Source organism: Desulfovibrio desulfuricans (genome assembly GCF_004801255.1).
Taxonomy (GTDB): domain Bacteria; phylum Desulfobacterota; class Desulfovibrionia; order Desulfovibrionales; family Desulfovibrionaceae; genus Desulfovibrio; species Desulfovibrio desulfuricans_C.
In genome coordinates this window covers 2993443-3019420 of sequence record NZ_CP036295.1, presented here as the reverse complement: position 1 = coordinate 3019420, position 25978 = coordinate 2993443, and the positions used below count along the sequence as shown (strand labels likewise).

General features: G+C 62.6%; 23 protein-coding genes. All 23 read right to left on the bottom strand.

Annotated elements, in window-relative coordinates; translation table 11 throughout:
- Positions 1-63: 63 nt before the first annotated feature.
- The 23 genes from ureG to rimP all read right to left on the bottom strand — a co-directional run bounded on the left by ureG (position 64) and on the right by rimP (position 25543).
- The gene (ureG, locus tag DDIC_RS12725) at positions 64-693 is read right to left on the bottom strand and encodes an urease accessory protein UreG (protein ID WP_136400785.1); all 630 of its coding nucleotides are present in this window, start codon (positions 691-693) and stop codon (positions 64-66) included.
- Positions 694-697: 4 nt separating this feature from the next.
- Positions 698-1570 carry an urease accessory protein UreF gene (locus tag DDIC_RS12720; protein ID WP_168732557.1) on the bottom strand — a complete coding sequence of 291 codons (873 nt, stop codon included), beginning with the start codon at positions 1568-1570 and terminating at the stop codon, positions 698-700.
- On the bottom strand, positions 1542-1985 hold the full coding sequence (gene ureE, locus DDIC_RS12715) for an urease accessory protein UreE (protein ID WP_136400783.1): 444 nt from the start codon (positions 1983-1985) through the stop codon (positions 1542-1544). The genes DDIC_RS12720 and ureE overlap by 29 nt, the downstream gene beginning before the upstream one ends.
- A gap of 20 nt (positions 1986-2005) precedes the next feature.
- Positions 2006-3727: an urease subunit alpha gene (gene ureC / locus DDIC_RS12710; RefSeq protein WP_168732556.1), complete on the bottom strand. Its 1722-nt coding sequence runs from the start codon at positions 3725-3727 to the stop codon at positions 2006-2008.
- On the bottom strand, positions 3724-4065 hold the full coding sequence (locus DDIC_RS12705) for an urease subunit beta (protein WP_136400782.1): 342 nt from the start codon (positions 4063-4065) through the stop codon (positions 3724-3726). Before DDIC_RS12705 ends, ureC begins: the two co-directional genes overlap by 4 nt.
- Positions 4066-4125: 60 nt before the next feature.
- Complete coding sequence (ureA, locus tag DDIC_RS12700; RefSeq protein WP_136400781.1) at positions 4126-4428, bottom strand: urease subunit gamma; 303 nt, start codon at positions 4426-4428, stop codon at positions 4126-4128.
- A gap of 92 nt (positions 4429-4520) precedes the next feature.
- Positions 4521-5576 carry an urease accessory protein UreD gene (locus tag DDIC_RS12695; protein ID WP_136400780.1) on the bottom strand — a complete coding sequence of 352 codons (1056 nt, stop codon included), beginning with the start codon at positions 5574-5576 and terminating at the stop codon, positions 4521-4523.
- A 28-nt stretch (positions 5577-5604) separates the two neighbouring features.
- Entirely contained in the window at positions 5605-6300 is a 696-nt protein-coding gene (urtE, locus tag DDIC_RS12690; protein ID WP_136400779.1) for an urea ABC transporter ATP-binding subunit UrtE, read from the bottom strand.
- Positions 6301-6371: 71 nt separating this feature from the next.
- Positions 6372-7268, bottom strand: coding sequence for an urea ABC transporter ATP-binding protein UrtD (gene urtD / locus DDIC_RS12685; protein WP_136400778.1), 897 nt, complete (start codon positions 7266-7268; stop codon positions 6372-6374).
- Positions 7265-8416 (bottom strand): urea ABC transporter permease subunit UrtC, encoded by a 1152-nt coding sequence (urtC, locus tag DDIC_RS12680; RefSeq protein ID WP_136400777.1) that lies wholly within the window; start codon positions 8414-8416, stop codon positions 7265-7267. Before urtC ends, urtD begins: the two co-directional genes overlap by 4 nt.
- Positions 8417-10099, bottom strand: a complete 1683-nt coding sequence (gene urtB, locus DDIC_RS12675) for an urea ABC transporter permease subunit UrtB (RefSeq protein WP_136400776.1) — start codon at positions 10097-10099, stop codon at positions 8417-8419. It abuts the gene before it with no gap.
- A 114-nt stretch (positions 10100-10213) separates the two neighbouring features.
- Complete coding sequence (gene urtA, locus DDIC_RS12670) at positions 10214-11500, bottom strand: urea ABC transporter substrate-binding protein (RefSeq protein ID WP_136400775.1); 1287 nt, start codon at positions 11498-11500, stop codon at positions 10214-10216.
- Positions 11501-11857: 357 nt separating this feature from the next.
- Positions 11858-13426: a sigma-54-dependent Fis family transcriptional regulator gene (locus DDIC_RS12665; protein ID WP_247647486.1), complete on the bottom strand. Its 1569-nt coding sequence runs from the start codon at positions 13424-13426 to the stop codon at positions 11858-11860.
- Positions 13427-13786: 360 nt separating this feature from the next.
- Positions 13787-14770: a hypothetical protein gene (locus DDIC_RS12660; protein ID WP_136400774.1), complete on the bottom strand. Its 984-nt coding sequence runs from the start codon at positions 14768-14770 to the stop codon at positions 13787-13789.
- 67 nt (positions 14771-14837) lie between these two features.
- The gene (pnp, locus tag DDIC_RS12655) at positions 14838-17075 is read right to left on the bottom strand and encodes a polyribonucleotide nucleotidyltransferase (RefSeq protein WP_136400773.1); all 2238 of its coding nucleotides are present in this window, start codon (positions 17073-17075) and stop codon (positions 14838-14840) included.
- Between the two features lie 169 nt (positions 17076-17244).
- Positions 17245-17514, bottom strand: coding sequence for a 30S ribosomal protein S15 (rpsO, locus tag DDIC_RS12650; RefSeq protein WP_136400772.1), 270 nt, complete (start codon positions 17512-17514; stop codon positions 17245-17247).
- A gap of 24 nt (positions 17515-17538) precedes the next feature.
- A complete protein-coding gene (gene truB / locus DDIC_RS12645; protein ID WP_247647606.1) occupies positions 17539-18474 on the bottom strand; it encodes a tRNA pseudouridine(55) synthase TruB in 936 nt (311 codons plus the stop codon).
- A 193-nt stretch (positions 18475-18667) separates the two neighbouring features.
- Positions 18668-19684, bottom strand: a complete 1017-nt coding sequence (locus tag DDIC_RS12640) for a DHH family phosphoesterase (RefSeq protein ID WP_136400771.1) — start codon at positions 19682-19684, stop codon at positions 18668-18670.
- Positions 19671-19961, bottom strand: coding sequence for a DUF503 domain-containing protein (locus DDIC_RS12635; RefSeq protein WP_168732590.1), 291 nt, complete (start codon positions 19959-19961; stop codon positions 19671-19673). The genes DDIC_RS12640 and DDIC_RS12635 overlap by 14 nt, the downstream gene beginning before the upstream one ends.
- 201 nt (positions 19962-20162) lie before the next feature.
- The gene (gene infB, locus DDIC_RS12630) at positions 20163-23147 is read right to left on the bottom strand and encodes a translation initiation factor IF-2 (RefSeq protein ID WP_136400769.1); all 2985 of its coding nucleotides are present in this window, start codon (positions 23145-23147) and stop codon (positions 20163-20165) included.
- Entirely contained in the window at positions 23140-23337 is a 198-nt protein-coding gene (locus DDIC_RS12625; protein ID WP_348769742.1) for a YlxR family protein, read from the bottom strand. The genes infB and DDIC_RS12625 overlap by 8 nt, the downstream gene beginning before the upstream one ends.
- 49 nt (positions 23338-23386) lie before the next feature.
- Positions 23387-24700, bottom strand: coding sequence for a transcription termination factor NusA (gene nusA / locus DDIC_RS12620; protein ID WP_136400767.1), 1314 nt, complete (start codon positions 24698-24700; stop codon positions 23387-23389).
- 108 nt (positions 24701-24808) lie between these two features.
- The gene (rimP, locus tag DDIC_RS12615) at positions 24809-25543 is read right to left on the bottom strand and encodes a ribosome maturation factor RimP (protein WP_136400766.1); all 735 of its coding nucleotides are present in this window, start codon (positions 25541-25543) and stop codon (positions 24809-24811) included.
- Positions 25544-25978: the final 435 nt, after the last annotated feature.

Below are 25978 nucleotides of genomic sequence, written 5' to 3'. Positions count from 1 at the left end.
TTGTCATGCGGGCTTTTTGCGTCGGCAGCCGGTCCAGTCGGCCCAGCCGCGCCGTAAGCGGTGCTACACGGTCTTTTCCGGCTGGCGCAGCATGCCCTCGCGGATGATAAAGGCAATGACGGCCTCGATGCCAGCGCCCGAAAGCATTTCGGTGAGCACATAGGGCCGTTCGCCGCGCATGCGGCGGGTATCGCGCTCCATCACGTCCAGCGAGGCGTGCACCATGGGCGCAAGGTCAACCTTGTTGATGATGAGCAGATCAGACTTGGTGATGCCGGGGCCGCCCTTGCGCGGAATCTTGTCGCCGCCGCTCACGTCGATGACGTAGATGGTCAGGTCGGCCAGCTCCGGGCTGAAAGTAGCGGAAAGGTTGTCGCCGCCGCTCTCCACCAGCACCAGCTCAAGGCCGGGATGGCGGGCCTGAAGTTCCTCGATGGCCTGTATGTTCATGGAGGCGTCTTCGCGTATGGCGGTGTGCGGGCAGCCGCCCGTCTCCACGCCGATGATGCGGTCGGCCTCAAGGGCGTTGTGCCGCAGCAAAAATTCCGCATCTTCGCGGGTGTAAATGTCGTTGGTGACGACGGCCATGTTGTAGTGCTTGCGCAGGCGCATGCACAGGTGGCGCAAGAGGGCCGTTTTGCCGGAGCCCACAGGGCCGCCGACGCCCACTCGCAGGCAGGGTCTGTTGGTCATGACTTCAACTCCTGAAAAGTCGGGTATATTGCCGTTCGTGCCCTGCGCTGCACAGGGCCAGGCCCGGCAGGCTTGAGCCCACTTCGTCATCGGGCAGGGCCGCCGCCTGCGCCACAATCTGCGGCACTGCGGGCATAAATTCAAGCAGCAGTTTTTGCGCCGCAGTCTGCCCCAACGGCACGGTTTTGCAGGCCACGGCCACCTGGTTTTGCAGCCAGCTCCACACATAGGCGCAGGCCGCATCCGCCCCGGCGCGCAGTTGGGCGGCAGGGTCGCAAAAGGGCTGCATGCTGCGGGCGTGCTGGTCAAGCATGACGGCGGCAACCGCAAAGCAGGCCGTGTAGCCCGCGTCCTGCGGCAGCGGCCAGGCGAGCAGCATGTTCTGATCATGCAAAACGCGGCGCAGGGCGCGGCCCATCTGCAGTTCTTCCTGCCACAGCTCGCGGCTCTCGCGCCCGGCCAGCATAAGGGCGTTCCAGCGGGTCAGCGCCTCGGCATCGGCGCTGCTAGCCGCGGCGTGCATGCGCAGCAGGAGAGGCAGATCATTGCGGGCAAGCCCCAGCCGCAGCACGCCCCACAGCCAGCACCGCACGCCTTCGGCTGTGCCCGCGTGTCCGCGTTCCACAGCGGCCGCCAGCCCCTGCGACCAGGCAAACCCGCCCACCGGCAGTGATTGCCCAGCAAGATAGAGCAGGGCCGTCAGGCCAAAGTCAGGCCCGTGCCATGAGGCGGCGCTGCAGGCGCGGCCCCCGGGCTGCAAGGTTGCGGCTGCCTCGACAAAAGAGGCCCTGTCCGCTTGCATCTGCGCGGGACACGCTGCCGGGGCCGCTGCTGAAGGCTCTTGCTGTTCAGCCATGGCTGTGGCCGTGCCCGCCATAGGCTCCGCCTTCAGGCTCAAAGGGCAGGGTTTCGCGGCGCAGTCGCAGGCCAAGGTTCTCCGCCAGTTCTTCAAGCACATGGTCAGGCATGAAGCGCAGCCACTTATGCCCCAGCTGCAGGGCGGCATGCCGGTTGCCAAGATGGTAGCAGGCGCGGGCCAGGGTCTCCCAGTTGGGGGCAATGCCCGTTATCACGGGTTCCGCGCAGTTGCGCACCACGGCCAGCACGTCGCCAGCCCGCAGAATATCGCCGTCGTGCAGAACCTGCCCGCGTGTGAGAAACAGCCCGGCCTCTTCGCCGTTATCCAGACGCAACCGCTGGCGGCATTTGCCGCGCTGCTCCCATGTGAGGGTGAGGGTGGCCGCAGGCTCCAGATTGGTGCGCTGTCCCATGTTTTCGGTAAATTCCAGCATGGCCGCTCCTTGGGTTTTGCCTAAAAGAGAAAGTACCGCTGCGCCAGCGGCAGCACCTCCGCCGGGGCGCAGGTAAGAATTTCGCCGTCGGCGCGGACCTCGTACGTTTGCGGATTTACGGAAATAGCCGGAGTTGCGCTGTTGAGCAGCAGGTCGCTCTTGCACAGGGTGCGCGTGCCCCGGCAGGACGAGAGCCCCCGCAGCAGGCCCAGCTCGCGCAGGCGTCCCTCGCCGCCGTTTTCCATGAAGGCGCGGGAAACAAAGCTCAGGCTGGCCGCCGCAGCCGCCTGACCCAGCGCGCCGAACATGGGCCGGTAGTGCATGGGCTGGGGCGTGGGGATGGAGGCGTTGGCGTCGCCCATGGGGGCGGCGGCAATCTGTCCGCCCTTGATGACCAGCGAAGGCTTGACGCCAAAAAAGGCGGGCTTCCACAGTACAAGGTCGGCCAAAAGGCCGGGAGCCACAGCGCCGATGGCGTGAGAAAGACCGTGCGTGACCGCAGGGTTGCAGGTGTACTTGGCCAGGTAGCGCCGCACGCGGAAGTTGTCGTTGCCGTGTCCCCGGTCTTCGGGCAGGGGGCCGCGCTGCACCTTCATTTTGTGGGCGGTCTGCCATGCGCGGATAATGACCTCGCCCACGCGGCCCATGGCCTGCGAGTCGGACGAAATCATGGAAATAACGCCCATGTCCTGCAAAATATCCTCTGCTGCGATGGTTTCGCGCCGGATGCGCGAGTCGGCAAAGGCCGCGTCCTCGGGCAGGGAGGGGTTGAGGTGGTGGCAGACCATGAGCATGTCCAGATGCTCGTCCACGGTGTTGACCGTGTAGGGCCGGGTGGGGTTGGTCGACGAGGGCAGTACGTTGGGCAGGGAGCAGGCCCGCAGAATATCGGGGGCATGGCCGCCGCCAGCGCCTTCGGTGTGGTAGGTGTGGATGGTGCGGCCCCGGAAGGCGGCCAGAGTGTCTTCCACAAAGCCGCCCTCGTTGAGCGTGTCGGTATGGATGGCCACCTGCACGTCGTATTCGTCCGCAACGCTGAGGCAGGTATCAATGGCGGCCGGAGTGGTGCCCCAGTCTTCGTGCAGTTTAAGACCGCAGGCCCCGGCCTCGAGCTGTTCGCGCAGGGCGTCGGGCATAGCGGCGTTGCCCTTGCCCAAAAAGCCAAAATTCATGGGCAGAGAGTCGGTTGCCGCCAGCATGCGCTCCAGATGCCAGGGGCCAGGGGTGCAGGTGGTGGCGTTGGTACCCGTGGCCGGGCCGGTGCCGCCGCCAAGCATGGTGGTGATGCCGCTGGCAAGGGCCTCCTCCACCTGCTGCGGGCAGATAAAATGGATGTGCGAATCCATGCCGCCAGCAGTAAGCAGGCTGCCCTCGCCCGCGATAATTTCTGTGCCGGGGCCGATGATCACGTCCACATCGGGCTGCACGTCGGGGTTGCCGGCCTTGCCGATGGCGGCAATGCGCCCGTCGCGGATGCCAAGGTCGGCCTTGATGATGCCGAGCGCCGCATCCATGATGACGGCATTGGTGATGACCGTATCCATGGCGCCGTCGGCGTTGCTGATCTGGCTCTGGCCCATGCCGTCGCGGATGACCTTGCCGCCGCCAAAGCAGACCTCGTCGCCGTAGACGGTGTGGTCGCGTTCGATCTCAATCCACAGCTCCGTATCGGCAAGGCGGATGCGGTCGCCCGTGGTGGGGCCGTAAAGCTCGGCATACTGGCTTCTGGGAATGCGGATCATGCTTTTTCCTCCCTTGGGGCGCTGGCGTCCAGCGGGCCCATGATCTGACCGCGAAAGCCGAACACGCGGCGCGAGCCCACGTAGGGCACAAGGCGCACTTCGCGTTTTTGCCCCGGCTCAAAGCGCACGGCGGTTCCGGCTGGTATGTCCAGGCGCATGCCGCGTGCGGATTCGCGGGCAAAGGTCAGGGCGGGATTTACTTCATAAAAATGGTAGTGCGAGCCCACCTGGATGGGCCTGTCGCCCGTGTTGGAAACTTCCAGCACCACTTCTTGCCCTTCAGAAAGCGCGTTGAGGGCTATGTCGCCCTCCGCGATGTGATATTCACCGGGAATCATGCGTCCCCCTTGCGTTTGCGCAACGGTTGCCAAGTGTGGGGTGTCCGCGTCCAGCGCGGGCTACAGGATGGGGTCGTGAACGGTCACAAGCTTTGTGCCGTCGGGAAATGTCGCCTCAACCTGTACCTCATGAACCATCTCGGGCACGCCATCCATGACGTCCTCGCGCGTGAGCAGGTTGCGGCACGACCCCATGAGCTCGGCCACGGTCTGCCCGTCGCGTGCGCCTTCCAGAACCGCCAGACTGATGTAGGCCACGGCCTCGGGATAATTGAGCTTGAGGCCGCGCGCCTTGCGCCGCTCGGCCAGCAGGCCGGCGGTAAAAAGCAGCAGTTTGTCTTTTTCTCTGGGCAAAAGTTCCATGATGCCTCCAGTGTGTGCGGTATGCCGCAATATTTCCTTAAAACACTATGGTTACAGCTTGGCTGCAAAGATCCATGGCTGCGCAAATACCCTTAAAAAGCCCCGTACCAGATGCGCGGCATGTGCGGCGGGCAGCCAACAAGGGCAGGGCGCAGCAGGCCCCAGGCTGTGAGCAGCAGGCTGCGGGCTTCTTCCATATCCGGCCCGAGATAGCGCACCACAAGCACGCCGCCGCGCACGGTAGCCCCGGCGCGCTGCCCCATGTGGGCGGGCAGGGCAACTGCCGCCTGGGCAGAAACGGCACTTGCGGCGGGGGGTTGTCCCTCAGGCGCATCGTCAAAATCACGGTTGGGCGAAAGCATGTCTTGCAGGGTTGCGCAGCAGGCGTCGAGCGCCTCAAGATCGCGCCCGGCCTGCTCTGTGGAGCCGTCGGCATCCGCCCCGCGCCCGACGGCAAACAGCGTGGCCGATACCGGCTGCGCCCCCAGCCCGCAAGCCCCGTTCTGCAGGGCGTCGCCGCCATCAAGCCGCAGCAGCTCGTGCAGCAGGGGCGCGCCCTGACGGCTCAGGTTGAGGCTCTGGCGTACGCTGCCCCCGGCAAAGGTTTCACCCGCTGCAGGGCGGCCCAGGCAGATCATTTCCCATCCGATGCAGGCGCTGGCGGCATCCAGGTCAACTGTGGTGCGCATTTCGGCCCGCGCGCCGTCGTAGATGATGGTTTCGCGCGGCAGCCATTCAAGCACGCCGCCCTCAACCCGCAGGTTATTGGTCTGGCGTTGGGCCACGTTGCACGAATCGGCTGCGTAAAATTTGGAGGCCGAGGGAGCGGTAAGCAGGGCATGCGTTCCTTGCTCCAGCCGCACGTCAAGGCACAGGTCGTCGCCGCTCACAAGTCCACCCGGCGGGTGCAGCAGGCAACAGTGGCAGGGCTGGGATGGTGCGCCCCTGCCCGGCGCGCTGGCGGGCGCGGCCTCTGGGTAGAAGGGCCGCTGCACGCGCAGCGGCCCGTTGAACCGCATTTTTGTAAGCGTGGTGCGCCCCTGCCGCACCGCAAAGGCGAGCTCCATGCGCGCGCTCCAGCGCCGGTCAGGCGTAAAGCAGTGGCCGTGGAGAGCCTGAGCGGCGTTGTGGACGGGGGCGTTGGACATGCTGTTTCCCGTTGGGCTGCGGTGTATGCTAGACGCTCAAAAAAGCCTTGACCGTGGCGTCGTCCAGGCCGTGCATGTCGCCCTGCGAAACGATATGCCCGCGATCCATGATCATATAGGTATCGGCCATGCGGCGGGCAAAGGGAACCTTTTGCTCCACCAGCAGCACGGTGAGGCCCATTTCTTCGTTGAGCCTGCGGATAGTTGTGGCGATATCGCGCACAATGTTGGGCTGGATGCCCTCGGTGGGTTCATCCAGGATGAGCAGACGCGGCTCAAGCGCAAGGGCGCGGGCGATGGCCAGCTGTTGCTGCTGCCCGCCCGAAAGATCCCCGCCCCTCCGATGCATCATTTCGCCCAGCACGGGAAAAAAGTCAAAGATGAATGAGGGGATTGCCCCGGCCTTGTCCTTGCGCATGGGCAGCGACAGCTCCATGTTTTCACGCACGGTCAGCAGGGGGAATATTTGGCGGCCCTGCGGGACGTAACCCACGCCCAGGGCCGCGCGTTGCTCCACAGGCAGCGGAAGCAAATCTGTTTTTTCCAAAAAGATATGCCCCGAGCGCGACGGCAGCACGCCCATGATGCATTGCAAAAGCGTGGTTTTGCCCACGCCGTTGCGCCCCATGAGGCAGGCGCACGAACCGGCCTTTACCTCAAGGTTGACGTCGCGCAGGATATGGCTTTCGCCGTAAAACTGGTTGAGACCTGTAATTTGCAGCATTACGCTCCTCCTGGAGCATGTGGCTCGAAAATTGGCTGGTTGCGGCTGTCTTGCCAGTGGTCTGGCCGTTGCTAGGCCGCGTCCAGGGGTTCGCCCAGATAGGCCTCGACCACGGCGGGATGGTTTTGCATTTCGTCCATGGTTCCCTCGGCCAGCACGCTGCCCTGATGCAGCACGGTGACCTTGTGGGCAATGGCCCGCACAAATTCCATGTCGTGCTCCACTACCATGATGCTCTGCTCGCCCTCAAGGTCGTGCAGCAGCTCGATGGTGCGGTCCATTTCCTCCGGGGTCATGCCCGCGACGGGCTCGTCCAGCAGCAGCAACTGGGGCTTCTGCATGAGCAGCATGCCGATTTCGAGCCACTGCTTTTGCCCGTGCGAGAGTTTGCCCGCCTGCATGCGGGCCAGCTCCGTAAGACGGATGCGTTGCAGCACTTCTTCGATAAATGTCTTGTCGCCGCCAGAAAGCCTGGCGCGGAAGGTGGGCCATACCCGCTTGTCGCCAGCCAGCGCCAGCTCAAGGTTTTGCAGCACGCTGAGCGCCTCGAAGACCGAGGGCTTTTGAAATTTGCGTCCTATGCCCGCCTGGGCAATGGCCACCTCGTCCATCTGCAGCAGGTTGCAGGTGCGGCCAAACCAGGCAGAGCCGGTATCGGGCCGGGTTTTGCCGGTGATGACGTCCATCATGGTGGTTTTGCCCGCCCCGTTGGGGCCGATGACGCAGCGCAGTTCGCCCTTGTCCACATAGAATGTCAGGTCGTTGAGCGCCTTGAAGCCGTCAAAGCTCACGCTGATTTTTTCGAGGTACAGCGCGATGTCGGGCTTGGACATCATGTTGCGCGGTGGGCGTGCGCGCATCTTCATGGGGCGCTTGTCAAAGGGGGAGTGCGATTCTTCATAGGCGCGCGCGGCTTCGGCTACGTCCTCAAGGCTGCGGCCATGCAAAATATCCTGCTGGGTCTTCATGCCGCGCCTCCTTCGTTTGCGGAACCGGCTGGGGAATCTGGCGCGGCGCCGCGTGAGGCGCGGTTGCGCCACTGGTCGGGCAGCCCGGCCAGCCCTTGCGGCAAAAAGATGGTCACCAGCACAAACATGCCGCCCAGGGCAAACAGCCAGGCTTCGGGCAGCACAGCCGTAAACCAGGTTTTGAAGGCATTGACCGCAAACGCGCCAAGCACGGCTCCGTACAGCCGTCCGCGCCCGCCAAGGGCCACGCAGACCACAATTTCAATGGAGTTGAGGGGTGAAAATTCGCCGGGGTTGATGATGCCCACCTGCGGCACATACAGAGCGCCGCCAATGCCCGCCAGTATGGCCGACAGCGTGAACACCGCCACCTGATACCTCTCCACCCGGTAGCCGATAAAGCGCACGCGGCTTTCCGCATCGCGCACGGCCACGCACACGCGGCCAAGGCGCGATGCCGTCACTGCCCGGCACAGGCAGTAGCCCGCCATGAGCGCGATGGACGAGCAGGCAAACAGCGTTGTGCGCATGCCGTCGTTCTGCAGTTCAAAACCCAGCAGGGTCTTGAAATCCGTAAGACCGTTGTTGCCGCCAAAGCCCATTTCGTTGCGAAAAAAGGCCAGCATGAGGGCGTAGGTCATGGCCTGGCTCATGATGGAAAAATACACGCCCGAAACCCGCGAGCCAAAGGCCAGCCTGCCAAAAACATAGGCCAGCAGCCCCGGCAGCAAAACCACCAGCAGCAGGGCCACCACAAAATGCTCGCTGCCCAGCCAGAACCACGGCAGTTCCTTCCAGTTTAAAAACACCATGAAGTCCGGCAGATTGGCGTTGCCGTACACGCCGCGCGCGCCGATCTGCCGCATAAGGTACATGCCAAAACCGTAGCCGCCCAAGGCAAAGAAGGCCCCGTGTCCAAGGCTGAGCACGCCCATAAAACCCCAGACGAGATCAACGGAAAGCGCCAGCAGGGCATAGGTAAGATATTTGCCCAGCAGGGTTACCATGTAGCCCGGTACGTGCAGGGCGTTGGTTGCGGGCAGCAGGCTGCCGGCAACAATTGCCAGAGAGAGCACCGCCGTGACAGCCAGAAAATTGCGTGTGGGCGCGTTGAGCAGCCTTTCGCGTTCAAAGATGTCGGTCGCCATTTACGCCTCCACCGCGCGGCCCTTTTGCGGAAACAATCCGCGCGGGCGCTTTTGGATGAACAGGATAAGGCAGACCAGAATGATGATCTTGGAGAGCATGGCCCCGCTGGCGGGCTCCAGAAACTTGTTGGCAATGCCCAGCGCCAGACCGCCGGTAAGCGTGCCCCACAGGTTGCCCACGCCGCCAAACACCACCACCATGAACGAATCCACAATGTAGGTCTGGCCCAGGTTGGGCCCCACGTTGGAAACCTGGCTCAGGGCAACGCCAGCCATGCCGGCGACACCCGAGCCAAGGCCAAATGTCAGCGCGTCCACGCGCGAGGCGCGCACGCCCATGCAACGGGCGATGGCCCTGTTTTGCGACACGGCGCGCACCTCAAGCCCCAGACGGGTGCGGTGCATGGCCATGTGGATGAGGGCAAACACGGCAAGACAGAACAGGATGATGTACACGCGGTTGCAGGTCAGGCTGAAATGCTGGGTAATCTGCCACACGCCGCTCATAAAGTCGGGGTTTTGCACGGCGCGGTTGAGGGGAGAGAAAACCGTGCGCACGGCCTGTTGCAGCACAAGGCTGATGCCAAAGGTGGCCAGCAGTGTTTCGAGCGGACGGCCATAGAGAAAGCGGATGACGGTTTTTTCGAGCAGCACGCCCATGCCGCCGCTCACCAGAAAGGCGGCGGGCACGGCAAGAATAAGGGCAAGCCCCGGCTGCCCCGGCAAAAGCTGCTGCATGCCCCAGGCCGTGTAGGCCCCAAGCATGATCAGCTCGCCGTGCGCCATGTTGATGACGCCCATGACGCCAAAGGTGATGGCAAGGCCAATGGCCGCCAGTACAAGAATGGACCCCAGGCTCATGCCGAAGAAGAGCATTTCAAAAAATTGCCCCCACTGGGCGGAAACGCGCTGTGCATACAGGGCGTCGTCCGCAGCCTTGGCCACGGCGCTGTCCGGCGTGCCCGCAAGGCCGCGCAGGGCGTTGAGGGCGGCGGGGCTGCCGTTGCGGTTCAGGGCGTTTACGGCTGCAAGCTGGTCGGAGCGCACGGCGGCGGGGTCGGCAGCTACGTAGAGGGCCAGGGCCGCCTCAAGGTTGGCGCGCACGGCCTCGTCCTTTTCCGCAGCCAGCAGCGTGTGCAGGGCCTCGGCCTTGAGCGGCGGGGTTGCGCCTTCCATCAGGGCCGCAGAGGCAAGACGGCGCTTTGCCGTGTCTGTGGAGGTAAGGGCCTGGGCGTTGAGGATGTCCGTAATGCGCTGGCGCTGGCGGTTGCTCGTGCCCACTTTGCGCAGGCTGTCGGCAGGCCGGGCCGCGCCCAGGTTGCCGGTGGCGTCAAGCTGGCGCGCCTGACCGGCATCGTCGCCCACAAAGAGCGTTCCGGCGGCGGCGTCGGCCAGCAGGGTATTGCGTAGCAGGGCCTCCAGCAGTTTTTCGCGCAGTGGCGCGGCAATACTGCTGTCATCCTTTTCCAGCGCGGCAATGGCCGCATCCCTGTCCAGAACCTTGGGGCTTACCAGCACCTTGAGCAGATCGGCAGGGAGGATGGATGATAAAATTTGCTCCGGGGACGCGGAAGGAGTCGAAACCGCGCCCCCGGCATTCTCGTCCGGTTCCGGGCCGGACGCCAGCACTGCCGAAGGCAGGCTGAACAGTATGAGGCTGCAGAGCAAAAGCGCCGTGCGCATGAGCATATCCTTTTTTTCTGGTCTGCCGGGTCGCTGCCGCTGACCCGAAAGGCCTGCCGTGGGGGGAATTGCGGGGGCCACGCGGGCCCCCGCGACAGGTTCAGACGGTGGCGGCTATTTGGAAGCGCCGCCGCACTTCTTGGTCTTGGTGTTGTAGTTGCCGCAGTTGATGGGGTCGGTCCAGTCGCCGATCAGGTCCTTGGATTCGGGCAGGTAGTGCGACCATGCCTCGCCGGGAACCACGGAGGGGGTTTCCCAGACAACCTGGAACTGTCCGTCGGCCTGGATTTCGCCAATCAGCACGGGCTTGGTGATGTGGTGGTTGGGCAGAACCTTGGCCATGCCGCCGGTGAGGTTGGGGGTTTCAAGGCCCACAATGGCCTTCAGAACCTTGTTCACGTCGGTGCTCTGGGCCTTTTCCACAGCCTTCACCCACAGGTTAAAGCCAATGTAGTGGGCTTCCATGGGGTCGTTGGTCGTGCGCTTGGGGTTTTTGGTAAAGTCGTGCCACTTTTTGATAAAGGCCTTGTTGGCAGGGTTGTCCACGCTCATAAAGTAGTTCCAGGCGGCCAGATGGCCCACCAGAGGCTTGGTGTCTATGCCGGAGAGTTCTTCTTCGCCCACGGAGAAAGCCATGACCGGGATGTCGGCGGCAGTGATGCCCTGGTTGGCAAGTTCCTTGTAAAAAGGCACGTTGGCGTCGCCGTTGAGGGTGGAGACCACGGCGGTCTTTTTGCCCGCATTGCCGAACTTTTTGATTTCAGCAACGATGGACTGCCAGTCGGAATGGCCAAAGGGGGTGTAGTTGATAAGGATGTCTTCCTTTTTCACGCCCTTGGAAATCAGGTAGGCTTCGATGATCTTGTTGGCGGTGCGGGGGAACACGTAGTCCGTACCGGCCAGAACCCAGCGTTTAACGCCGAGGTCGTTCATCAGGTAGTCCACAGCGGGGATGGCCTGCTGGTTCGGGGCCGCGCCGGTGTAGATGACGTTGCGCGAGGATTCCTCACCCTCGTACTGCACGGGGTAAAAAAGGAGGCCGTTGAGTTCTTCAAACACAGGCAGCACGGATTTACGCGAAACCGAGGTCCAGCAGCCAAAAACGGCGGCGACCTTGTCCTTGCTCAGCAGCTCGCGGGCTTTTTCGGCAAACAGGGGCCAGTTGGAGGCGGGATCCACCACCACGGGCTCCAGCTTTTTGCCCAGCAGGCCGCCTTTTTTGTTCTGCTCGTCAATGAGCATGAGCATGACGTCTTTCAGCGTGGTTTCGCTGATGGCCATTGTTCCGGAGAGCGAATGCAGAATGCCGACCTTGATGGTGTCGTCCGCTGCCTTGGCGTGTACCGCGCCGCACAGGGTGACGAGCATGAGAGCAAACGCCGCCAATGTTTTCTTGAACATGTAAAGCCTCCTTGGACCGTTCTGTCATTTGTCTTTCACGCGGCGCACCCCCATGGTTGCCGCGCGCTACTTGCTTCACTTCACAGATAAGCAAGAGCCGTACCAGAGGGCGTTTGTATATAAATCATTATAATTATTTATTAAAAATTGCAGGCCCCGGTTGTCTATAAAACAATTTTGTAAAATTGCCGTATTTTTAAAACAATTTTGTATAATTGCTCTGCCGAAGGCGGTATTTGCGGGCGTTGCTGCTAAAAACAACAGAAAAAAGACCCCGGCCAGACAGGTTTGCAGCTGTCTGACCGGGGTCTTTATATTGGGGGACAATGCCTATAGCCCGGCGTGGGCCGTGGATTGCTAGGTTGGCGAGGAGGGCGCGAAACGGCGATGGTCAATACCGTATTTTTTCATTTTATAATAAATAATACGGTATGTTATACCAAGGTCACGCGCCGCCTGATGGATGTTGCCCCGGGCGTTTTTGAGGGCGTCCACGATAAATTCCTGTTCCACGCGGGCGATGGTTTCGTTAAAGCCCAGACCGCCGCCGGTGGGGCCTGTGCTGCTGCTCTCGGCGCTTTGCAGGGTGCTTGGCAGGTGGTGAGCCCGCAGCACTGCATCCTCGCAGATGAGCACGGCGCGTTCCATGACGTTTTTAAGCTCGCGCACGTTGCCGGGCCAGTGGTACTGCAGCAAAAGGTCGATGGCGGGCGTGGAGATGCGCCGCACCGGGCGGTCGTATTCCTTGCTGAACATGCCCAAAAAATGCTCGGTGAGGGGCAGAATGTCCTCCGGCCGCTCGCGCAGCGGCGGGATAAACACGGGGAAGACGTTGATACGGTAGTACAGGTCCTCGCGAAACAACCCCTGCTCCACCAGTTCTTCGAGCGGGCGGTTGGTGGCGCAGACCAGGCGCACGTCCACCTTGTAGCGCCGTTCGTCGCCCAGAGGCTGTATTTCGCCTTCCTGCAGGGCGCGCAGCACCTTTGCCTGCGCTGTTGTGGAGAGGTCGCCGATTTCATCCAGAAACAGCGTGCCCTTGTCCGCCTGGCGGAAGAGCCCTGCACGGTTTTGTACCGCGCCGGTAAATGCGCCCTTGCGCCAGCCAAAAAGCTCGCTTTCGATGAGTTCTGAGGGCAGGGCGGCGCAGTTGAGCATGACCAGAGGCTGCGAGCGCCGTGGGCTTGCGGAATGCAGGGCCTGGGCCATCAGCTCTTTGCCTACGCCCGACTCGCCGCGCAAAAGTACTGTGGCCCGGCTGGCCCCGGCCTGAGTGAGGCGGCGCAGCACGTGACGCAGGCTTTTGGAAGTGGCGATAACCGAGGCGGGCATGCCGCTGACGAGGGGTTCGTCGGGCAGCATGCAAAAGTGCTGTCGGGCCATTTCTTCCTGCAGGCGCGCCACCTGACGCCCCACAAGGGTTGCCACGGTTTCAAGAAACCGGCAGCGCAGGTCGAGCTCCGTATCGGGCGCTGTGGGGGTGTCGGCGCTCAGCGTGCCGATAACCTCGCTCTGGTCGGCGTTTTCAACGCGCACGGGCACGCTGATAAACGCCAGCCGCGACATTTCTTCCTGACTGCGGCCAAACAGGCGGTTTTGGAAGTCGGGGCGTCCCTGCATACAGGAAACAATAATGGGTCTGCCCTCGGCAAAAACCTGCCCCGTAATGCCCGAACCCGGCTCGTAGGCCGCCTCGGGCGCGTCTGCCGGGCCATAAGAGAGCGAGAGTTTGAGTTCGCCGCTTTCCGGGTCCTGCACCACGATGTGGGGGCGGTCAAAGTGCATGTCTTCAGCCAGTGCCGCCAGCAGTTCGCGCAACGAATCGTGAAACGAATGGCCCGGCGATAGGGCGGCCAAGACCCGGTTAAGGGTATCAAGGCACTGCCCCGTGCCCATGAAGGGCGCTGCAAAGTGGGCTTCTTGCATATGTCCTCTGCTCAACGCGGTGTTGGTACGGCGCTAGTTTTGCTAAGTTGCCGGGCTTTGTCCATAGCTGCATGCAGCCGGATGCTGCCTGATATGGACGATAATGCCGTTAAGTGCCGCGCTCTGACCGGCAAGGCGGCAAAGCTGAAACATCACGGCGGATGATACGCGCGGGTGCAGACTGAGGGGGGAGAGATTGATCAGGCCTGAACCTGTGTGGCAGCTGCAAGGTTGTTGCCTGTACAACAGTGCCGTTTGCCCCGTAGGGCTTTCTGCCGCAGGCCGCCGCAAATGCTGGCGGCAGGACGGACTGGCGGCAGAAGATGAAGGGCCGCGCGGGGGGCGCGGCCCTTCTTTATATTATTGCTGCGGACCCTGGTCCATGTCAATGATGCGGCCTTGCAGCCACACATAGGCATCGACCTCGTGCCCGACTTCAGGCTCATAATCGCCCAAAACCATTTTGGAGACGTACACCGGCAGGCGCAATGGCTCGCGGTCGTCAAACGGAAAACTCACGTACAGCACTTTTACCGGCATTTTTTCAAGCTGGCAGTCCTGCACTTCCTCAATGGTGGCGCGCATCTGGTATTCGCAAAAGTTGCGGCCAGGCATGATCATGTGGCGGTTGCTCACATTCACCTTGAGGGGGGGGACGTCCAGGCGCGTCGTGCCGGGGTTGTCGGCAAGCCAGGCTTCCGCGTAGGCCTCGTAGCGCGCGCCCTGGGTGATGGTGATCTCGTCAAGCAGGGCCTTGCGCAGGCCAAAGGCCAGACCGGCCAGCAAAAACGTATGCGTGATGCCGGGGGTAAGGTCGTCCTTGTCGCGGCTGTAGAGCGGGTCGTAAAACCACATGGGCCTTTTGCCCTCAAGCATGCTGACGGCCACGTTGGCTTCCACGCCGGTCTGCCAGGGGTGCACCTCTTCAACCGTAAGGTCGTTGGGCAGGCCCTCAAGCAGGGGGGTGGCCGTGACGGGGGCGAGCTTTTCGCCCTCAACGCCTGCCACAAGCACGCCAGCCCTCACGGGCTGCTCCTGCGGCCAGGCCAGCAGGATGTGGTCCTTGCCGCCGCGCTTCCACTGCCACGCGGGACGCGTGCCGCCCTCGTGCATGACCGTAGCGGCGATCTGCCCCATGATGGCGGCCGGGTTCTGCCCCGTAAGCACAGCCCAAGCGTCGCCGAGGGTCTCGGTGTGGGCGCGGTTGGCGCCAGCCAGCTGGGCCTCCAGCTCTTCGGCGGAAGGAGCCTGGTCGGCCAGAGGTTTGCCGTTGCTGTCCACGCGAACCCACTCTTCGGATTCGTGTTCGGGGGTTGGAATTTTGTTTTCAGCTTTTTTGGCCATGAAATAGTCCTTTCATCGCGCGGTCGGCATGCCAGCCGGAGAGCCTCCGACCGGCATGCAAAACATATTAGCGCCTGTCGCCACGGTCGCGGCGGTCACGTCCGCCACGGTCTCCACGGCCGTTTCTGTCGCCGCGGTCGCCCCGGTCGGAACGGGGGGGACGGGCGGTTTCTTCGGGGTTCCAGGGGTGGCCCTGTTCTTCAAGCAGCACGGCCTTGCGGCTGGCGCGGATGCGGTCGCCGTTGATTTCGATGACCTTGACCATCATGTCTTCGCCAAGGCGAGCCACGTCGCCGGGCTGTTCCACGCGGTTGATGTCAAGCTGCGAAACGTGCACAAGGGCTTCCACATTGGGCAGCACTTCCACAATGGCACCGATTTCCATGATCTTGCGCACTTTGGCCAGATAGTTTTTGCCCAGGTCGGGACGCTGGTCGTAGTACGAAACCATTTCGCGGGCTTTTTCCAGAGCTTCTGCCGTGGGGGCAAAGATGGAAACGCGGCCGGAGTCTTCGATGTCCACCGAGGCGCCCGTGGCTGCGGTGATGGCTTTGATGTTCTTGCCGCCGGGGCCGATGATGAGGCGGATGATGTCCGGGTTCACGAACACTTCGGCGTGCTGCGGGGCAAAGCGCGAAAGCTCCTTGCGCGGTTCGGCGATGGCCTTGGCCATTTCGTCCAGAATATGCAGACGGCCTTCGTGGGCCTGCTTCATGGCGGCGCGCATGATCTCGGTGGTGAGGCCGGTGATCTTGATGTCCATCTGCACGCCGGTCACGCCTTCCGCAGTACCGGCAATCTTGAAGTCCATGTCGCCGAGGGCGTCTTCGTCGCCGAGGATGTCGGTGAGCACGATAAACTTGTCGCCTTCCTTGATCAGACCCATGGCCACGCCAGCCACGGGAGCGCTGATGGGCACGCCCGCGTCCATGAGCGACAGCGAACCGCCGCACACGGCAGCCATGGAAGAAGAACCGTTGGACTCGAGGGTTTCGGACACTACGCGCAGCGTAAAGGGAAACGCGGCGTCAGCGGGCAGCACGGGGCGCAGCGACTTTTCCGCCAGCGCGCCGTGGCCGATTTCGCGGCGCGACACGCGCACGGGCTTGACCTCGCCCACAGAGAAGGGCGGAAAGTTGTAGTGCAGCATAAAGCGCTTGGTCACGTCGCCGGTCAGCGAATCCATGCGCTGCTCGTCGGTGGACGAACCAAGGGTGGTTACCACCATGGACTTGGTTTCGCCGCGGCGGAACAGGGCCGAACCGTGGGCGCGGGGCAGCAGGCCGGTCTGGATCTGGATGGGACGCACGGTCGTGGTGTCGCGGCCGTCGATGCGCGTGCCTTCGTTGACGATGCGGGCGCGCACCAGCTTCTTTTCTAGGTCGCCCAGCATGTCGCCCACGCTTTTGAGGGCGTCGTTTTCGGCCCAGGCGGGGTCGTTCTTGAGGTTTTCCATGACCTTTTCTTTAACGGCCTTGCGGGCGTCCTTGCGGGCCATCTTTTCAGGCACGCGCAGGGCATCTTCCAGACCGGCGGCAAGGGCCAGTTCTTTTACGCGGGCAGCCAAGACCTGGTCTTCGGCGTGAGGCGTAAATTCCATCTTGGGCTTGCCGGCCAGTTCGCGCAGCTTGAGCTGGGCGGCGACCAGAGGCTGAATCTGCTGGCGGCCCCATTCAAGCGCGTCGATGATGACTTCTTCGGGCACAAAGGTGGCTTCGCCTTCGACCATGGTGAGGGCGTCGGCAGAGGCGGCAAACACGATGTTGAGGTCGCTCTGCGCCTGCTGCTCAAAGGTGGGGTTGAGCACAAACTGACCGTTGACGCGGCCGATACGGCCACCGGCCACCGGGCCGTCAAAAGGCAGGGGCGACAGCATGACTGCTGCCGAAGCGCCCGTAAGCGCCAGCACGTCCGAGTCGTTTTCCTGGTCGGCGGAGATAACGCTGGCCAGCACCTGCACATCTTCGTTCAGGCCCTTTTTGGGGAACAGCGGGCGGAGGGGGCGGTCGATCAGGCGCGAAACCAGGGTCTCGCGCTCGGAGGGACGGCCGATCTCGCGGCGAAAAAAGCTGCCGGGGATGCGACCGGCGGCGTACATCTTTTCGGAGTACTCAACGGTAAGGGGAAAGAAACCCTTGTCGAATTCGAGCGGCTGCGAGCATACGGTGACCAGCACCACAGTCCCGCCGCACTGGATCCATACTGCGCCGTGGGCCTGGTTGGCCATGCGGCCTGTTTCAAGGATGACTTCCTTGCCGCCGACCTGGGCGGTAACCCTAGTGGGAGTAAAAATATCTTGATACATAAAAATTCCTTTGCGTAGTGCGAAGGGGATTCCGGCAAAAGCGGGCAGATCCTCGGCCTTTGGCCTCTGCCTGATTTTCCCGGACCCCCCTTCTTCGCGTTTGTACCCTTTGGGGGTGTTGATTCAAGCAACAAGGGGGAGCGCTGGCTCCCCCTTGCGCGACACAGTCTTACTTGCGCAGACCGAGCTTTTCGATAAGAGCGCGGTAACGCTGAACGTCTTTTTTCTTCAGATAGTTCAGAATGTTACGGCGGCGACCAACCAGCTTGAGCAGGCCGGTGCGCGAGTGGAAGTCCTTTTTGTGTTCTTTGAAGTGACCGGTAAGGTCTTCAATACGGGCGGTGAGCAGGGCCACCTGAACTTCCGGAGAACCGGTATCGCCCTCGTGTTTGGCGTGGGCATCAATAACGGCTTTCTTGTCGCTGGCATCCATTACCACAGCAGTACTCCTTGATAGTCGGGGTTAGTTCCAAAGTCCCCGCAACACGGTCCAACATGGTCCCGCAGGCGTGGCTTCGAGCTGCGCCAGGGCCAGGGCAGTGCCCTGTTCCAGCAGCAGCGCAAAGCCTTCCACAGGCTCGGCAGCCGTTGCGCCTTGCTCCGGTGCATCCGCGTTGGCGGGCGCATCGGGGCGGCAGGGCACGGCAATGCCATTGCGCACGCGAGCCGCTTCATCCGGCGTGAGCTCAACCTTGCGCCAGTGGGGCAGCGCCTCTGCAATGGGGCGCACGCAACCTGGCAACAGGGCGGGGTCAGCCGTGAAGTCCGCAGGGTCGCGGGCCACGTCGAGGCCGAAGGGGTGACTATACTCCCGGGTCAGTTCTGTGAGCACGGCTCCGCACCCTAAGCGCGTCCCCAAGCTGTGGGCCAGGGAGCGTATATAGGTGCCAGAACTACAAGCGACCCGAAAGCTCACAAGCGGAAGCCTCACATCGAGGGTTTCCGCCAGTGAAATTTGCATGCGTTTGACCTTGGCAGGGGCGTCCACGCCCTTGCGCGCCAGTTTGTACAGCGGCTGCCCCTCATGCTTGGCCGCCGAATACGGCGGAACGGGCTGTTCGGTAAGCGCAAGCCATGCAGCTATCTCACGGCGCACGTCAGCCTCGCTCACATGCTGCCACGGCGCTTCGGCCACCACCTTGCCCTCAATATCCCAGGTGTCGGTGGTCTGGCCCAGCCGCAGGGTACCGCTGTACACCTTGCCGCCCCCGGCCAGCAAATGGCCGGAAAGCTTGGTGGCCTGCCCAAGCAGAACCAGCAGTACGCCCGACGCCAAAGGGTCGAGCGTGCCCGCATGCCCTATTTTTTTTTGTCCCAGGCGCTTGATGGCGGTGAGACAGCGGGCCGACGAGGGCCCGGAGGGCTTGCGCAACACCAGGATGCCGTGCTGCTGGGGCAACTGGGCCGCCCCGGAGCGTTTTTCCGGCTGCCGGTCTGTGGTGCTGGGTGCGGCAACAGCCGCTTTGGTCATACTCATACGCAAGTTCTTACCTTAGCCGCAGAGCGGGCATAAGTCAAAAAAATATCGTCGTCAAAGCTTTCTGGGCAGACCCCAAAAACGCCATGCGGGCAATTGTCCGTTATCCGGCTGGTCAGGCCACGCCTTCTTCGTCCAGCTCGGCGGCAATGGCGTCCAGCAGATGCACGCTTGCAGCATCCATGGGCGAGCGCACCGTGCCGCCAGCGGCGTTGCGGTGGCCGCCGCCGCCCAGCCGGGCCGCCGCCGCGCGTACATCCACCGAGCCGTATGAGCGCAGGCTGAACTTGCAGCTGCCGGGCGAATCCTCGCGCAGAACGGCCGCCACATGCACGCCGCGCAGGCGGCGCAGCTGTTCCACAAAGCCTTCAAGGTCTTCCTTGAGGGCCCCGCATTTGCGCAGGTCTTCAAGATACACGGGGCAAAAGCACACGCTGCCGCCGCGCTCAAGGCGCGCCCGTTGCAGCAGCTGCCCCCAAAGGGTCAGGCGGCCTCGGCTCCAGGTGTTTTCAAGGCGTTCGCGCAGCAGGGCGATATCGCAGCCGTGTTCAACCATGTGGGCCGTAAGGTAGAGTACGTCGGCGCTGGTGTTGCCGTGGCAAAACCCGCCGGTGTCGGTAATGATGCCCAGCGCCACCGCTGTGGCCAGGTCGCCCGTGAGGGGCAGGCCAGCGGCAAGGGCCACGTAGGCCATAAGCTGGGCAGTTGCCGCCGCGCGGGGTTCAACCCAGTTGGCCGCGCTGCCCATGCCGTCGCTGCCGAGATGGTGGTCGATGTTCACGGTCACAAGCCCGGGCAGTCGCGCCGCCAGCTCGCGGCCAAGGCGGTCGGGCTCGCCGCAGTCAAGCAGCAGGGCGCAGCGGGGCGTGAAGGGCGGGTGCTCCAGCGTGGTGTGCACCACGACGGGCATGGGGAAAAAATCGAGGTAGCCGGGCAGTCCGGGCTGTGCGTAGGCCATTATTTCCTTGCCCATGGAGCGCAGCACATGGCATGCAGCCGCCACGGCCCCAGCGGCGTCGCCGTCGGGATTCACATGGGCGGCCACAATGACCTGATCCAGCTCGCCAAAGGCCCTGGCCATACGCTCCGCTCCCTGGCGGAAGCACTGGGGAATAAGTTCAGTCGGCTGCATATATCTCCACCTGGCTGTCAACCATTTCTTCGGGGCAAACCGCTTCCATCATGAGCGCGCACTTGTCCATGCGGCTGCGCAGATGCGTTTCGCTGTTTGAAATGGACACTACCGCCAAGCGCAGCAGGGTCAGGCTGTCTTCTGTTCCCGCTTCGGCAATGGCGACATTAAATTTGTTTCTTGTTTTCTGTTTCAGGCTGTTGGCAACGCGGCGTTTTGCCTTGAGGTTGTCGTTGCCGTTCAGGCTGAATTCTACGGTAAGAACCGCCATAAACATGGTCATAGGCTGGATTCCCGCCGGGCGGCAGGCGTTTGCAGGATTGTCGCGCTGCGGGGGGAGGCGGCGACAGTGCCTTGAAACCGTAGCCGAGCGCGGCCAGATGCAGATACTTGGGCCATGCCTGACGTTGCCGGCGGGCAGGCTGCCAAAAGAGGAAGGGAGGCCGGGGGTGCGGCCTCCCTTCCGTATATCTCGGTGTTAGAGAGTGGCGGCCTCTTCGACAGTTTCAAAGGCTTCGATGATGTCGCCGATCTTTACGTCGTTAAAGTTCTCAAGACCCACGCCGCATTCGTTGCCCTTGACGACTTCCTTGGCGTCATCCTTGAAGCGCTTGAGCGACGAGATCTTGCCCGTGTAGACAACCACGCCGTCGCGCAGCAGGCGTACACCGGCATTGCGGGCGATTTTGCCGTCGGCCACATACGAACCGGCGATAAGCCCCACTTTGGGCACGCTGAAGGTATCGCGCACTTCGGCCTGACCCAGGTACACCTCGCGCTGCACAGGGGCAAGCATGCCCGCCATGGCGCTTTTGATATCGTCCACGAGCTTGTAAATGATTTCGTAAAAGCGGATATCCACGTTTTCGTGGTCGGCCACATCCTTGATCTTGGAGGTGGGCCGCACGTTGAAGCCGATGATGATGGCCTGCGAGGCGGAGGCCAGCAGAATGTCGGATTCCGTGATAGCGCCTGTGCCGCCGTGCACCACGTTGATGCGCACCTTGTCGGTGCTCTGCTTGTTGAGGGCCTCGGTAATGGCTTCGAGACTGCCCTGCACGTCGGCTTTGACCACAAGGTTGAGGGTCAGGGTCTCCTGATCGGACTTGCGCTGCGACAGGAAGGTCTCAAGGGTGACGCGCGACTCGGAGGCAAGGTCGCGTTCGCGCTGCTTGACGGCGCGCGAATCGGCGATGCGGCGGGCGACCTTTTCGTCGGTGACCACAAAGAATTCCTCACCGGCTTCAGGCACGCCTTCAAAACCCTGCACTTCAACAGGCAGCGAGGGGCCTGCATCCTTGACCTTTTTGCCCTGGTCGCTCATGAGCGCGCGCACGCGGCCAGAGAAGGTGCCGCACACAAAGCTGTCGCCCTGGCGCAACGTACCTTCCTGAATGAGCACCGTGGCGATGGGTCCCCGGCCCTTGTCGAGCTTGGCTTCCACAATGTGACCACGGGCGGGCTTGTCGGGGTTTGCCTTGAGTTCCATGATTTCGGACTGCAGGGCAACCATTTCGAGCAGCTCGTCGAGACCCATGCGGCTCTTGGCCGAAACCTTGGCCACAATGGTGTCGCCGCCCCATTCTTCGGCCTGCAGGCCCAGCTCGGCCAGCTCGCGCAGCACGCGGTCAGGGTCGGCGCCGGGTTTGTCCATTTTGTTCACGGCCACCATGATAGGCACATTGGCGGCGCGGGAGTGGTTGATGGCTTCGCGGGTCTGCTCCATGACGCCGTCGTCGGCGGCAACCACAAGAATAACAAGGTCTGTCACCTGAGCGCCACGGGCGCGCATGGCCGTGAAGGCTTCGTGGCCGGGAGTGTCAAGAAACACGATTTCGCCGCGCTTGGTCTTTACGTGGTATGCGCCGATGTGCTGGGTGATGCCGCCGGCTTCGCCGCTGGTGACGTTGGACTTGCGTATGGCGTCGAGCAGCGAGGTTTTGCCGTGGTCAACGTGACCCATGATGGTGACCACAGGCGGACGCGGTTTGAGGCTTTCGGGCGCGTCCACTTCCTTGGGCACCAGATAATCGTCTTCAGAAAAGCCGATTTTTTCAACTTCGTACCCAAACTCGGCGGCCACAAGCGTGGCGGTGTCGATATCCAGGGTCTGGTTGATGGTGGCCATGATGCCGAGACCAAACAGGACCTTGATGATCTCGTTGGCCTTAAGGCCCATCTGGTGGGCCATGTCGGCGACACGGATGGCTTCGGTAATGCGGATCTTGCGCTTGGCCGCCTTGAGGGGCTGGGTGGACTGCGGCACGACCGCCGAACGGCCGGTCTTGCGACGCCCCTTGCCCCTGTTCAAACGACCGCTGTCGTCGTCGTCGGTGCGGCGACCGAAATCACCCTGCTGAAAATCAACGGTGCGGCGACCCTTGAGGCGTTTCTTTTTGCTCTGTCCGTCGCGGGTGTCAGAGGGCGAGGCAGGCGCAGCCTGCTGCCCAAAGCCGCCAGCAGGACCAGCGGGACGGGGGCCGCCAGCCGGACGCGGAGCGCCGCCGGGGCGTCCATCGCCGCCGGGACGGAAGCCGCCGGGACGGGGCGGTCTGCCTGCGCCGTCTCTGGGCGCGCCATAGCCGCCGGGGCGGCTGTCGCCCGTGCGTGCGGGGCGGGCTTCCTGCTGGGGAGCGGCGCCGGGCACAGGGCGGGAAATGATGCGAACCTGCGGGGCCGAGGGGGCCTCGCCGCGCGGAGCGCGACGGACAACCGCGCCGTCGTCGCTGTTGCCAGCTTCGGTAACGCGGGACTCGGGCGCGCGCTGCGGCAGCGTGGGCGCGGAGGAACCTTCGGGCATGGCCGAGGCGTCGGGGCGCGCCACGCGGGCGGCCTTGGCGGCCTTGTCCTGCTGTTCAGCCTTGTCGGCCTGGGATTTTTCCACCGGGGTTTCCGCAACGGCGGCCGGTGCAGCCGCGGGGGCTTCGACAACCGGGGCAGCAGGCGCGACCGGGGCTTCGGCCTCGGCTTCTGTGCGGTCGCTGGGGCGGCTGATGACGCGGGCGGGCGAAATAACCTTGGCAGGTTTGACGATGCGCGCCTTGGGCTCGGCAGCGGGGGCGGCCTGTGCTTCTGCAACCTGCGCCCTGGGCGCAACGGGCTTTTCCACCGGAGCGGCGAGGGCGGCTTCGGCCACGGGCTCGGCCACGGAGGTATTTTCCTTGGGGGCGTCAGGCTTGACCGGCGCGGCAGCGGGGGCCGCCTGCGCTGCGGATTCCGCTTCCTGCGGGGAGTCCTTGCGGCGGCGGCGTACTATAACGCTGGGGTGCGAACCGGTGCGCTCCGCATCAACCTGTTTTTGTTCGGCAAAGTAATCGCGCAAGCGAGTGGCCTCCTCTGAGGTGACGGAACCGGTAGCGGATTTTACCGGCAGGCCGAGCTCACGCGCGGCACGCAGTACATCCTTGGAGTCCTGCGAGATATCCCCGCAAAGATCCTTAATTTTTATCTTATCATCAGACATGTTTTCCCCCCTTGCGCCGTGTTCCGGGTCTGAATTTGGCGAACTTTGCCGCGCATTCAGGATCGGAACATATATACCAGCCTCTGCCCGGTCTGGTTTTTTCTGCGTCTAAAGTCAAAATTCCCTGCTCCGCCAGCACATGACGGTCGAGGTCGGCCTTGGGAAAGCGGCGGCGGCAGATGACGCACATGCGCTCCGGCCCATCACAGGCCTGCTCCCCGCCTTCAACGGGCGCAGCGTTATTCTTTTGCATCTCCGCTTTCCGTAGCGGTGGGCTTAGCCAGCTCCACCGCCGAGGACTCGGGGGTGCTTTCTACAATCGGGGCCAGGAAGTTGATGGCCGAGCGCAGGTCGGCAATGCGGGCCGCGCTGATGGTGAGCTTGTCGGAGAGTTCCTGGTCCGTGGCCTCGCGCAGATTGTCCAGCGAGCTGTAGCCCGCAGCCAGAAGCGCCTCGATGGAAACTTCCGCCACGCTGGCCACCTGCTCAAGGCCGTGACCGATGGCATTGGCCTCGTTGTAGCGGGTCTCTGTAAATATATCGACCTTCCAGCCCAGCAGACGGGCGGCCAGCTTGACGTTTTGGCCCTTGCGGCCAATGGCGTTGGTAAGCTGGTCGTCCGGCACGATGACTTCCAGAAGGTTTTCTTCTTCATCCACCACAATGCGCGAAACCAGGGCCGGGGCCAGGGCGTTGCGGGCATAGGTGGCTATGTCGGGGCTCCAGACGACGATGTCGATGCGCTCGCCGTGCAGCTCCTGCACAATATTTTGGATGCGCGAGCCGCGCACGCCGACGCACGCTCCCACGGGGTCCACATCGCGCTCGCGCGAGAGCACGGCGACCTTGGCGCGGGAGCCGGGGTCGCGGGCGACGCCCATGATCTGCACCACGCCGTCGTCCACTTCGGGCACCTCGCGGCGGAAGAGCGCCGCCATGTAGTCGCGGTGCGAGCGGGAGACAACCACCTGCGGGCCGCGCCCTTCCTGGCGCACCTCGATGATGAGGGCCTGCACGCGGTCGCCGCGCTTGTAGTGCTCGCGGGGAATCTGCTCCTCGCGGGGTAAAATGGCTTCGGTACGGCCCAGGTTCACTACCCAGCCGCCCTTGTCGCGGCGTTGCACGATGCCGGAGACGATCTCGCCCACGCGGTCCTTGTATTCCGTATAGATGATCTCCTGCTCTGCATCGCGCATGCGCTGGATGATCACCTGTTTGGCCGACTGGGCGGCAATGCGGCCCAGGTCTTCCACCTTGACGCGGAAGCCCATTTCGTCGTCGACCTGCACGGAAGGATCGTGCTTGATCGCTTCGGAATACTCGATCTGCGTGTCGGGGTTGGCAACGTCGTCGTCGTCCATGACGATTTTGAACTGATAGACCTCAATGTCGCCCGTTTCGTCATTGTAGGTTACTTCAACGTCCATATCTTCGCTGAAGCGGCGCAGCACCGAGGTGCGCACGGCGTCTTCGAGCGTGTCGATGAGCATATTGCGGTCAAGGCCCTTGTCTTTGCTGATCTGGTCAATGGCCTTTTTGAGTTCAAGATTCATGGGTGCCTCCGGCTGCTGGCGCTGCGGCGTAAATATCTCTGGTTTCTGCTTTTCGCGGGGGGTCAGGGCCTCTGACCTCATCGAGCGAGCGTGCAGTTGCGTCAGGTTTTACGGGTTCTCTTCAGAACCACTGGATTTTGATTTTTTTGTCTTGCCGGGTTTGTCTGCTGCCTTGCCCTTGCTGGCAGGGGTGTTGGCGCGGCTCTTGCCCGGTTTTTGCGGCTGCCTGAAAATATACATGCGGCTGGCCCTGCGTACCGCGTCCCAGGGAATGCACACCGGGGGCAGGGCTTCGGGGGTTACCTCGCCCTCCGCCGAGATGATGGCAGGGGCCAGGGTAAACGACGCGTCTTCCACTGCAAGCAGTTCGCCCCGCCACAGACGGCGGGGGCCGCCGTGCGAGGGGTTGGGACCTTCCGGCGAGCTCTCGTTGATGGCCACAGCCCTGAGCAGGCGGGCTTCAACGACATCGCCCATGTAGTGGCGCATCTGGTCAAGGCTGAAAAAAAGGCGCGTGAGGCCGGGGGTGGAAACCTCCAGCACATATGCTTCAGGAATGGTGTCTTCCACCTCAAGGGCAAGACCAATATGACGCGAAATTTCTTCGCACTGGTCCAGCGTGGCGGAAAGCGCGACCAGGGCAGGCGCATCGGTGTCGTCGTTCGCGCTGAGGGCGGTGTCGGCCTGCGGGTCAGGCGTCGTGTTGAACGGCACGTCCACAAAAAGCCGAACCAAGGTGCGTCCGGCGCGGACGATCTCCACCCCCCAGATAACCAGACCCAGTGAGGTTGCCAAGGGTTCGGCGAGGCGAGCGATGGTTTCTTTGAGTGCGTCGTCGGTCATTCGTTTCTTAGAGCATTCCTTTGCGCTTCAGGTGCGCTTACCTGGCGGGTTCGCCCTGTCGTAAGGACAAAAAAAAGGGGGCCCATTCAGGCCACCCCGCAGGAACTGCGTTCCGCATCAGGATGTAGCAGCGACGCGAACGCCAACTGCTTTGAATGGGTTTCAGTATCTTGGCCCCAAAAAATTGTCAAGATGTTTGTGAGATACTGGCAATATATGGCAAGGGTGCGTTGCCGCAGCTTGATTGATGGAGTATTGATATCGTAAAATGACAAAAAAGACGCAATCTTTTTCGGAAATCTAATTTTTTTATAAAAACTGCCGAAGTACAGACTGAGATAGTAATGTTGACGCAGCTTTTTCTTCTACCTGTTGCGTCAGTTTTGCAGATGTTGGCAGGCAGCCGCAGGGCCGCCTGCGTGCACGGCTTGAATA